The sequence below is a fragment of the Microvirga soli genome, assembly GCF_016734765.1.
Classification (GTDB): Bacteria; Pseudomonadota; Alphaproteobacteria; order Rhizobiales; family Beijerinckiaceae; genus Microvirga; species Microvirga soli.
In genome coordinates this window covers 18,544-27,876 of record NZ_JAERQE010000053.1, presented here as the reverse complement: position 1 = coordinate 27,876, position 9,333 = coordinate 18,544, and the positions used below count along the sequence as shown (strand labels likewise).

Sequence of the window (9,333 nt, the reverse complement as noted above, 5' to 3'; positions counted from 1 at the left end):
GTAGAGAACGCAGAAACCCTTTGGGATCGCAAAACCGCTCAGGATTGGAGAGTTGCCCCTTGACCCATTAGAGAACAAAATCATCTACAACAGTGCCACGGGCGACCTGTTCTACGATGCGGACGGCACGGGATCGATCGCACAGGTCAAGTTTGCGACGGTTAGCAAGGGCCTGGCGCTCTCGGCCAACGACTTCATGCTGATCTAAGCCTTTAGGCTTCCAAGTCTGCACAAACACAAAAGCCGGCGCAAACAAGCGCCGGCTTTTCCATAACCTCAGGACCTTCTCCGCTTATATTGACAGCACTTAAGGTTGGACCCATAAGGGGATTATGCTGACACTGAGCGCTTCAAACCGACGCCGAATGACCGCCGCCTTGGCGCGCGTGCGATGACGGCTGCCTGAAGCCCGACCGCAAGCCGCGCCGATGCGCGGCTTTTTTGTTTTCCAAGAACCATATCGGGGCTATCGGCTTTGCCTATGAACGGGCGGCCACAGGTGAAAACGGATCGATCATGACGACCATGACTCAAAGCTCAACGGATCTCGGCCTCAAGACGAAGACCGTCTTCATCGACGGGGAGGCGGGCACCACCGGCCTCGGCATCCGCGATCGCCTCCAGGGCGTGCCTGGCGTCGCGATCCGGAGCATCGATCCGGAGCGGCGGAAGGATCCGGCCGCCAAGCGCGAGATCCTGGCCGAGGTCGATCTGGTGGTGCTCTGCCTGCATGACGATGCCGCGCGGGAGACTGTGAGCCTTGTGGACGGCCTGAGCGGCCATAAGCCCCGGATCCTCGATGCCAGCACGGCCCATCGGGTCAGCCCCGGCTGGACCTATGGCTTTGCCGAACTCGATCCCGCCCAGCGGGAGGCAGTCGCCAAGGCCGACCGGGTGGCCAATCCCGGCTGCTATCCCACCGGCGCCATCGCACTCATCCGCCCCCTCGTGGATGCCGGCCTCATCCCAGCCGACTACCCGATCAGCGTGAACGCCGTGAGCGGCTACAGCGGCGGCGGGCGTTCGATGATTGAGGCCTACGAGGCCGGCACGGCTCCGTCCTTCGAGCTCTACGGCCTCGGGTTCGAGCACAAGCACGTACCCGAGCTGCAGAAATACACTGGCCTGACCCGGCGGCCCATCTTCATTCCGTCAGTCGGCAATTTCCGGCAGGGCATGCTGGTGAGCGTGCCGCTCCACCTTGATATGCTGCCCGGCAAGCCCAAGGCTGCGGATCTCGAAGCGGCTCTCATGCAGCACTATCAAGGCGGTGGCCTCGTGAGCGTGGTGCCGACGATCCGGGACGGCAAGAAGATCGAGCGCATCGAGCCGGAAGCCTTGAACGATACGGACCGGCTGGAGCTCTTCGTTTTCCAGCAAGATAGCTACAACCATGCGCTCCTGACCGCTCGCCTCGATAATCTCGGCAAGGGAGCTTCCGGTGCGGCCGTGCAGAACATCCAGCTCATGCTGGGGCTGATTTGAAGAGCAGTGTCGCTCTGATTTTCATCGCCGGCCTTGTGCCTGAGATCTCGTTCATGAGGGGCGCAATGCCCTCCAAACAGAGATGGCCGGGACAAGCCCGGCCATGACGTGAAGAATCGGATGTTCTGCTGGAGCTAATGCCCCTTCCAGCTCTTGCTGGTGTCGACCGCATTGCCCTCGAATGCCACGACGCGCTGGCGCTGTTCGCCAAGGCCCTCGATGCCGAGCGACACCTGATCGCCCGCCTTGAGGAAGCGTGGGGGCTTGAGGGCCATGCCGACACCCGGAGGGGTGCCGGTGGTGATCACGTCGCCGGGCTCCAGGATCATGAAATGCGAGACATACGAGACGATCTGTGGCACGTTGAAGATCATGGTCTTGGTCGAGCCGTTCTGCATGCGCTCGCCGTTCACATCGAGCCACATGGAGAGGTTCTGCGGGTCCGGGATCTCGTCCCTGGTCACCAGCCAGGGGCCTAAGGGGCCGAAGGTCGGGCAGCCTTTGCCCTTGGTCCAGGTGCCGCCGCGCTCGATCTGAAACTCACGCTCGGAGACGTCGTTGCAGACGCAGTAACCGGCCACGAACTCCAGCGCCTCGTTGGCGCCGACATAGGACGCGCGTTCGCCGATCACGATGGCCAGTTCGACCTCCCAATCGGTCTTCTGTGATCCACGCGGGATGATCACGTCGTCGTTAGGCCCGACAATGCAGGAGGGCGCCTTGTTGAACACGATGGGCTCCGCCGGAATGGCCGCGCCTGTTTCGGCAGCGTGGTCGGCGTAGTTCAACCCGATGGCGATGAAGTTTCGGACTTGGCCCACGCAGGCACCGAGGCGCTGGCCGGAGGGTGCTACCGGAAGGGAGGAGGGGTCGGCCTGGCGGATGCGGTTCAAGGTCTCGGAAGACAATGTCGCTCCGGTGATGTCGGGAACGAGGCTTGACAGATCGCGAATCTGCCCTTGGGCGTCGACCAATCCGGGCTTCTCCTGTCCCGTTTCCCCAAATCTCACCAGCTTCATCAAACGCTCCTCTCGTTGCGGCATGTGCATAATTGGCGCGAACGCGCTCTGCTACAATGCATGTTCTCGGTGCAAATATGTTGCTGTTTTGCCACGAGCCCAGACAAAGTGCGCGATTTCTTTGTTCTCATCCGTGGTAGAGACCAGCCGTCAATTAGCCGCCAATACATTCGTTTAGATGTGAACTTTTGTTCCATACTTTCAACTATTGCAGGTCTACCTAAGTAATTATCAGTAATTATTCCGCGATTTACATATCGTTTATAGATTCTTAACGGCCCTATCCAGCATCACAATCAGATTGCGGCAAAATTTAAGCATTGGCAGATTGTGCTCAAGGCGGGATTCGCCCGCACAAGAAGCAAATGGGTAGGAAAACTCCATGAGCCGTCTCTCTCGTTCTTTGTCCCTGGCTGCGGTCTCGCTGGCAGCCCTCGTCGCCGCTCAGGGCGGTGCTCATGCTGGTGCCTTCGCGATCCGTGAGCAAAGCGCCTCGGCTCAAGGCTACTCCTTCGCCGGTGCTGCATCCGGCTCGGGCTACTTGTCCTCCATGTTCTGGAACCCCGCCGTCATCACGATGATGCCGGGCTGGTGGAGCGAAGGCCATGCCTCGTTGATCGTGCCGCGGGTCGAGATTGATCCCACGACAGGAACCGCCCCCTTCTTGCTCCCTCTCGGCGCCTCGGGAGATATCGGCCAGGATGCTATCGTCCCGTCGAGCTACAATTCCTACCAGATCAACGACATGCTCTGGGTCGGTCTGTCCACGACTTCGCCTTATGGTCTTGTGACCGATCCGCGGCAGGACTGGGCTGGTCAGATTTATTCGCGTTCGTCTAAGATTTTCTCCCTGAACGTCAATCCAGTAGTTGGCGTGAAGGTGAACGATTGGCTGTCCGTCGCTGCCGGACCGTCGCTCCAGTACTTCGACATCACCCTCAAGCGCGCTGGAGCACCTTTGCCGGGCTCACCGAGCGTCATTCTCGACGGTGACGATGTCGGCTTCGGCTTCACCGCTGGTGTGACCATCACCCCATTCGCCGGCACTACCATCGGTATCGGCTACCGTTCACGGATCGATCACGAGCTTGAGGGGAACGTGGGTAGCTCCGTAGTTGGGGCACCTCGTCTTCCGATCACTGCGGACCTGACCACGCCTGATCAGCTCACCATCGGCGTCTCGAAGGCGATTACGCCCGCGCTGACTTTGCATGCCGGCTTCGAGTGGACGAACTGGAGCGTTCTCGAAACGCCTCTCGTCGAGGGCCCAAGCGGCGCAACCGTCACTACTCTTCCGCTCAACTACGATGACGGGTACTTCTACTCCCTCGGCTTGGATTACAAGCTGAACAACCAGTGGACCCTGCGCGCCGGTCTCGCTTACGAGCAGTCGCCCATCGACACCGAAATTCGTTCCACCCGCCTGCCTGACAGCGACCGTATCTGGGCATCGGTCGGCGCCAGCTATCAGTGGAACGACAAGCTGTCGTTCGATGTCGCCTACACCCACATTTTCTCGAGAGAGGGTGATATCCGCATCGTCGAAGGCCAGCAGGACTTCCTTCCCGGCGCACCTTTCGTGGCGGATGTGGATGCCAGCACGGACATTCTCTCGGTCGGTCTGCGCTATCGCTGGGACAATCCGGCAGTTGCCATCCCGGCCGCTCCGATCGTTCGCAAGTACTGAGTTCCGCAACACGCAGACAGAAGAAAGGCCGGCTTTCCGCCGGCCTTTCTTTTTTAGATCCGTAAGGAAACTGACGTTCAGGACTTCGCCAGGACGTATGTCCCCGGCGCATCGCACAGCGGCTCCAACTTGCCGCCTCCGGGCTCACGCGCCGGCACCATCTTAGGGGCTTGGGCCTTGATCCATTCGAACCAATAGGGCCACCAGGACCCAGCGGTTTCCGTCGCCTGCTTCGTCCAATCCTCCAGCTCGCCCTCGACCGGCCCGCCGGTCCAGAACTGGTATTTCGGCTTCCCAGGAGGATTGACGACGCCGGCGATGTGCCCGGATCCGGCGAGCACGTAATGGACCGGACCGCCGAAGGCCTTCGATCCCACGAAGACCGAGCGGGCAGGGGCGATGTGGTCTTCCTTGGTGGCGAGGTTGAAGATCGGTGCCTTCACCTTCTTCAAATCGAGCTTCACGCCTGCAAGCTCCATCTCGCCCTGTGCCAGCTTGTTCTCGAGGTAGCAGTTGCGCAGATAATAAGCGTGATTGGCCGCCGGCATGCGGGTTGAATCTGCGTTCCAGTAGAGCAGATCGAAGGGAAGCGGCGCCTTGCCCTTCATGTAAACATTGACCACATAGGGCCAGATTAGATCGGTGGGCCGCAGCATGTTGAAGGCGTTGGCCATGCGCGAGCCTTCGAGATACCCGCGCTTCTTCATGGAGGCCTCAAGGCTCTGGACTTCCTGCTCCTCGGCGAACACCTTCAGGTCGCCCGCATGGGTGAAGTCCACCTGCGCGGTGAAGAGCGTTGCGCTGTCGATGCGCTTGTCCCGCTTTGCGGCCATGTAGGCCAGCGTCGTGGCGAGCAGCGTGCCGCCGACGCAGTAGCCGATGGACGTCACCTTCTTCTCGCCCGTTGCCAGTTCGATCGCGTCCAGCGCCGCGAAGATGCCGTCGCGCATGTAATGCTCGAAGCCCTTCTCCGCGTGCTGCTCGGCCGGATTGACCCATGAGATGCAGAAGACGGTGAGGCCCTGCGCGACCGCCCAGCGGATGAAGCTCTTCTCGGGATTGAGGTCGAGAATGTAGAATTTGTTGATCCAGGGCGGCACGATCAGCAGCGGCCGCTTGAGCACCTTCTCGGTGGTTGGCGTGTACTGAATCAGCTCGATGAGTTCGTTGCGGAAGATCACCTTGCCAGGGGTGTTGGCGATATTGACGCCGATCCTAAAATTGCTCGGGTCGGACTGGCGGATCTTCAGTTCGCCGCCGCCAGCCTCGATATCCTCCGCCAGCATGCTGATGCCGCGCACGAGGTTGGCGCCATTCTCGCGCAGGGTCTCGCGGATGAGCTCAGGGTTGGTCAGCAGGAAGTTGGAGGGGGAGAGGGCGCTTGAGAGCTGCTTGAGATAGAACTGCGCCTTGTGGCGGGTGCGCTCGTCGATGCCGTCCGCGTTCTCCACCAGGTCCTCCGCCCAGCGGGAGGAGATGAGATAGGCCTGTTTCAGGAAATCAAAGATCGGGTTCTCCGACCATTCGGGGTCCTTGAATCGGTTGTCCTTGGGCTCGGGCTCGGCAACCGGCTCCGCAGGCTCGCCTTGGGCGCGCTTCAGGGTCGAGGCCCACAGACTCAGGAATTGGGTGCCGAGGCGGGTCTGGGCCTCCAGGCTCTTCTGCGGATCGATCATCCAGGCTTCGGCTACCCGGCTCAGGGACTTGATCGCCTCCGACGTATCGCCCGGCGGCTCCGAGAGTGTTTTGCCTTCCTGCACCGGCTTGAGATAGGCGGCCGCAGCCTTGCCGGCTCCCTCGATGAACCGAGTGACGTTATGGGAGAGTTCCTCGAAGTCCGGAATAGGGCCTTGGGTCTTCTCTTCACCATATGGCTTGTCCATAAGGCGATCTCCCTCTATCGCAGCAACATTGCTCGCAAGCCGTATTTCCGACATCTTAGCGGTCGACCTGTCGGATATGCCAGAGTCATGTTGCAATTCTTAGGTATCACGATGCGTACGATGGCCTTTTCGATCCGCCGCACTTCCACTGTTGCCGCGATGATGCTCGCAATCGTCAGCGTTGCCGGCTGCAACGGCAGCTTCAATCCTGTCCGAGATGTGGCAACGGCCGTCGGTGCCGGTCCGCAAACCGCGGCAGCTCCAGACTTCGTTGCACGCTCGAGGCCCGCCAATATCGACTACATGCCGATCGGCACGCCCGTCCCCGAGCGTCCCACGCCGGCGCGCACGGCGGAAGAGACCAAGGCAGCAGAGGCGGAGCTCGATGCATTGAGGACGCGGAACGAGGCTGCGGGTGCTGCGGCTGCGGAACTGGGCAAGACGCCGCCGCCTGAGCCGATCAAGCTGCCTGCCAACTCCTCTGCCAACACGTCGCAGCAGACGCGCCAGAAGACGAATTCCAACAGAAGGCCTTAGTGCCTATAGGGAATGATGCGATTCCGCTCGGGGACGAGAACCATGTCTGATTTCTACCGGATCAAGCGCCTTCCGCCTTACGTCTTCGAGCAGGTCAACCGGATCAAGGCAGCCGCCCGGGCCAATGGGGCGGATATCATCGATCTCGGAATGGGCAATCCGGACCTTCAGGCCCCACAGCATGTCATCGACAAGCTTGTCGAGACCGTGGGCAAGCCCCGGACCGACCGCTACTCGGCCTCCAAGGGCATCGGCGGCCTGCGCCGCGCCCAGGCCGGCTACTACGAGCGTCGCTTCGGCGTGAAGCTCAACCCGGACACCCAGGTGGTGGCGACGCTGGGCTCCAAGGAAGGCTTCGCCAACATGGCCCAGGCGATCACGGAGCCGGGCGATGTAATTCTGGTGCCGAATCCGAGCTATCCGATTCACGCCTTCGGCTTCCTCATGGCAGGCGGCGTCATCCGGTCCGTTCCGGCCGAGCCGACCCCCGACTTCTTTGTCGCCGCCGAGCGGGCCGTGGCGCACTCGATCCCGAAGCCTGTGGCGCTCGTGGTCTGCTATCCGTCGAACCCAACCGCTTATGTGGCCTCCCTCGACTTCTACCGGGACCTCGTGGCCTTCGCGAAGAAGCACGAGCTGATCTTGCTGTCGGACCTTGCTTACTCCGAAGTGTATTTCGACGAGGCCAACCCGCCGCCCTCGATTCTCCAGGTGCCTGGCGCCATGGATGTGGCGGTGGAGTTCACCTCTATGTCCAAGACCTTCTCCATGGCCGGCTGGCGCATCGGCTTCGCGGTGGGCAACGAGCGGCTCCTGGCGGCTCTCGCCCGGGTGAAATCCTACCTCGATTACGGTGCCTTCACGCCGGTGCAGGTGGCAGCCACCGCCGCTCTCAATGGGCCGGACGACTGCATCCGCGAGATGCGCGCCACCTACAAGCGCCGCCGTGACGTGATGGTCGACTCATTCGCGAAGGCCGGTTGGGACGTGCCGGTGCCCACTGCCTCCATGTTCGCCTGGGTGCAGATCCCCGAGAAATTCCGCTCCATGGGGAGCCTGGAATTCTCCAAGCTCCTGGTGGAGAAGGCCGATGTGGCGGTGGCGCCCGGCATCGGCTTCGGCGAGCACGGCGACGATTACGTGCGCATCGCCCTCGTGGAGAACGAGCAGCGCATCCGCCAAGCGGCCCGCAACATCCGCAAGTTCTTCGATCAGGCGGACCAGACACTCCACAATGTGGTGCCCATGGTTCGGCGGGTCTGACATCTATCGCAGGAATTCATGCCGATCCCTGTGACCGGGGTGCCGGTCCGCATGGACATGGAACCCTGGCGGTCGTAAAAGCAGCCCAAGATTTTCAAGGAGCTGCTGTTCGTGACACGTCCCCTTCGGGTCGGTATTGCCGGCCTCGGCACCGTCGGCGCATCGGTCATTCGCATCCTCGACCGCCAGAATGAGGCCATCACCCAGCGGGGTGGAAAGCCCGTTCAGGTGGTGGCCGTCTCGGCCCGCGACAGGTCCAAGGACCGGGGTTTCGACCTCGCTCGTTTCACGTGGTTCGACAATCCCGTGGAGCTTGCCGGCACGGCCGATGTGGATTGCGTCGTCGAACTCGTCGGCGGCGCGGACGGGCCGGCGCTGGAGACCGTGCGCACGGCACTCTCGCACGGCAAGCACGTGGTGACGGCCAACAAGGCGTTGCTCGCCAAGCACGGCCTGGAGCTGGCGAGGCTCGCCGAAGAGAAGGGCGTGTCGCTCGCCTTCGAGGCCTCGGTGGCTGGCGGAATCCCGATCATTAAGACCCTGCGCGAGGCCATGCCGGCCAACCGGATCTCGCGCCTCTACGGCATCCTCAACGGCACATGCAATTATATCCTCTCCCGCATGGAGCTGGAGGGCCTGACCTTCCAGGAATGCCTGAAGGACGCCCAGCGCCTCGGCTATGCGGAAGCGGATCCGACCTTCGATGTCGAAGGCTTCGACACCGCTCACAAGCTTGCGATCCTCACCAGCCTTGCCTTCGGCACGCAGATCGACGCGGAAGCGATCTATGTGGAGGGCATCTCCTCCATCACTCCGCTCGACCTCGCCATGGCGAAGGAGCTAGGCTTCCGCATCAAGCTGTTGGGTGTTGCAGAGCGCACGAAGACCGGCATCGAGCAGCGCGTTCACCCGACCATGGTGCCCCGCACGTCCTCCATCGCTCAGGTCATGGGCGTGACGAACGCGGTCACCATCGACGCCGATGCGGTCCGCGAGCTCACCCTGATCGGGCCGGGGGCAGGGGGCGATGCCACCGCGTCCGCCGTCGTAGCGGACATCGCCGATGTTGCAACCGGCAATGTGCAGCCGCTCTTCGGCGCTCCCATCGACCAGCTGGAAAAGGCGCCCCGCGCGCCCATGCAGCGCCACGAGGGCGGCTACTATATTCGCCTCACGGTCCATGACCGCCCCGGCGTTGCCGCCGGCGTGGCGACACGCATGGCCGAGGGCGACATCTCGCTCGAGAGCATTCTCCAGAAGCGCTCGGAAATCGCCGCTAATAAGGATCCGCACGGCCGTTCGGGCGCCCCGGTTCCACTGGTGCTCATCACCTATGCGGCCAGCGAGGCTTCAATCCGCTCGGCCCTGGAAAAAATTACGGGGGATGGTCTTATTGCCGAGCCGCCCCAAGTCATCCGCATCGAACGCGAGTAACCTAGCGCCGGGCTCAACCGCCCGG

8 protein-coding genes are annotated in these 9,333 nt (G+C 61.9%); 6 read left to right on the top strand and 2 right to left on the bottom strand.

Features of this window, described 5'->3' with window-relative positions:
• The first annotated feature begins 52 nt into the window (after nt 1-52).
• Both JKL45_RS25165 and argC read left to right on the top strand, forming a co-directional pair.
• Nucleotides 53-208, top strand: a complete 156-nt coding sequence (locus JKL45_RS25165; protein ID WP_201864542.1) for a hypothetical protein — start codon at nt 53-55, stop codon at nt 206-208.
• 308 nt (nt 209-516) lie between these two features.
• The gene (gene argC / locus JKL45_RS25160) at nt 517-1,485 is read left to right on the top strand and encodes an N-acetyl-gamma-glutamyl-phosphate reductase (protein WP_201864541.1); all 969 of its coding nucleotides are present in this window, start codon (nt 517-519) and stop codon (nt 1,483-1,485) included.
• 134 nt (nt 1,486-1,619) lie between these two features.
• Here argC and JKL45_RS25155 read toward each other — a convergent pair whose 3' ends face one another.
• The gene (locus JKL45_RS25155) at nt 1,620-2,504 is read right to left on the bottom strand and encodes a fumarylacetoacetate hydrolase family protein (RefSeq protein ID WP_201864540.1); all 885 of its coding nucleotides are present in this window, start codon (nt 2,502-2,504) and stop codon (nt 1,620-1,622) included.
• 382 nt (nt 2,505-2,886) lie between these two features.
• Between JKL45_RS25155 and JKL45_RS25150 the strand changes: the two genes are divergently transcribed.
• Nucleotides 2,887-4,191: an OmpP1/FadL family transporter gene (locus tag JKL45_RS25150; protein WP_201864539.1), complete on the top strand. Its 1,305-nt coding sequence runs from the start codon at nt 2,887-2,889 to the stop codon at nt 4,189-4,191.
• A gap of 77 nt (nt 4,192-4,268) precedes the next feature.
• On the opposite strand, the gene JKL45_RS25145 is transcribed toward JKL45_RS25150, so the two are convergent.
• The gene (locus JKL45_RS25145) at nt 4,269-6,074 is read right to left on the bottom strand and encodes a PHA/PHB synthase family protein (RefSeq protein WP_201864538.1); all 1,806 of its coding nucleotides are present in this window, start codon (nt 6,072-6,074) and stop codon (nt 4,269-4,271) included.
• Nucleotides 6,075-6,194: 120 nt separating this feature from the next.
• Between JKL45_RS25145 and JKL45_RS25140 the strand changes: the two genes are divergently transcribed.
• The 3 genes from JKL45_RS25140 to JKL45_RS25130 all read left to right on the top strand — a co-directional run bounded on the left by JKL45_RS25140 (nt 6,195) and on the right by JKL45_RS25130 (nt 9,308).
• Nucleotides 6,195-6,611, top strand: a complete 417-nt coding sequence (locus JKL45_RS25140; protein WP_201864537.1) for a hypothetical protein — start codon at nt 6,195-6,197, stop codon at nt 6,609-6,611.
• A 42-nt stretch (nt 6,612-6,653) separates the two neighbouring features.
• Nucleotides 6,654-7,874: an LL-diaminopimelate aminotransferase gene (locus tag JKL45_RS25135; protein WP_201864536.1), complete on the top strand. Its 1,221-nt coding sequence runs from the start codon at nt 6,654-6,656 to the stop codon at nt 7,872-7,874.
• A gap of 111 nt (nt 7,875-7,985) precedes the next feature.
• Nucleotides 7,986-9,308: a homoserine dehydrogenase gene (locus JKL45_RS25130; RefSeq protein ID WP_201864535.1), complete on the top strand. Its 1,323-nt coding sequence runs from the start codon at nt 7,986-7,988 to the stop codon at nt 9,306-9,308.
• Nucleotides 9,309-9,333 lie beyond the last annotated feature (25 nt).

What these genes read in the sequence shown, in the direction of transcription:
- argC (WP_201864541.1), top strand. Translation starts at nt 517, where the DNA reads ATGACGACCATGACTCAAAGCTCAACGGATCTCGGCCTCAAGACGAAG.
- JKL45_RS25135 (WP_201864536.1), top strand. Translation starts at nt 6,654, where the DNA reads ATGTCTGATTTCTACCGGATCAAGCGCCTTCCGCCTTACGTCTTCGAG.
- JKL45_RS25155 (WP_201864540.1), bottom strand. Translation starts at nt 2,504, where the DNA reads ATGAAGCTGGTGAGATTTGGGGAAACGGGACAGGAGAAGCCCGGATTG.
- JKL45_RS25150 (WP_201864539.1), top strand. Translation starts at nt 2,887, where the DNA reads ATGAGCCGTCTCTCTCGTTCTTTGTCCCTGGCTGCGGTCTCGCTGGCA.
- JKL45_RS25145 (WP_201864538.1), bottom strand. Translation starts at nt 6,074, where the DNA reads ATGGACAAGCCATATGGTGAAGAGAAGACCCAAGGCCCTATTCCGGAC.
- JKL45_RS25140 (WP_201864537.1), top strand. Translation starts at nt 6,195, where the DNA reads ATGGCCTTTTCGATCCGCCGCACTTCCACTGTTGCCGCGATGATGCTC.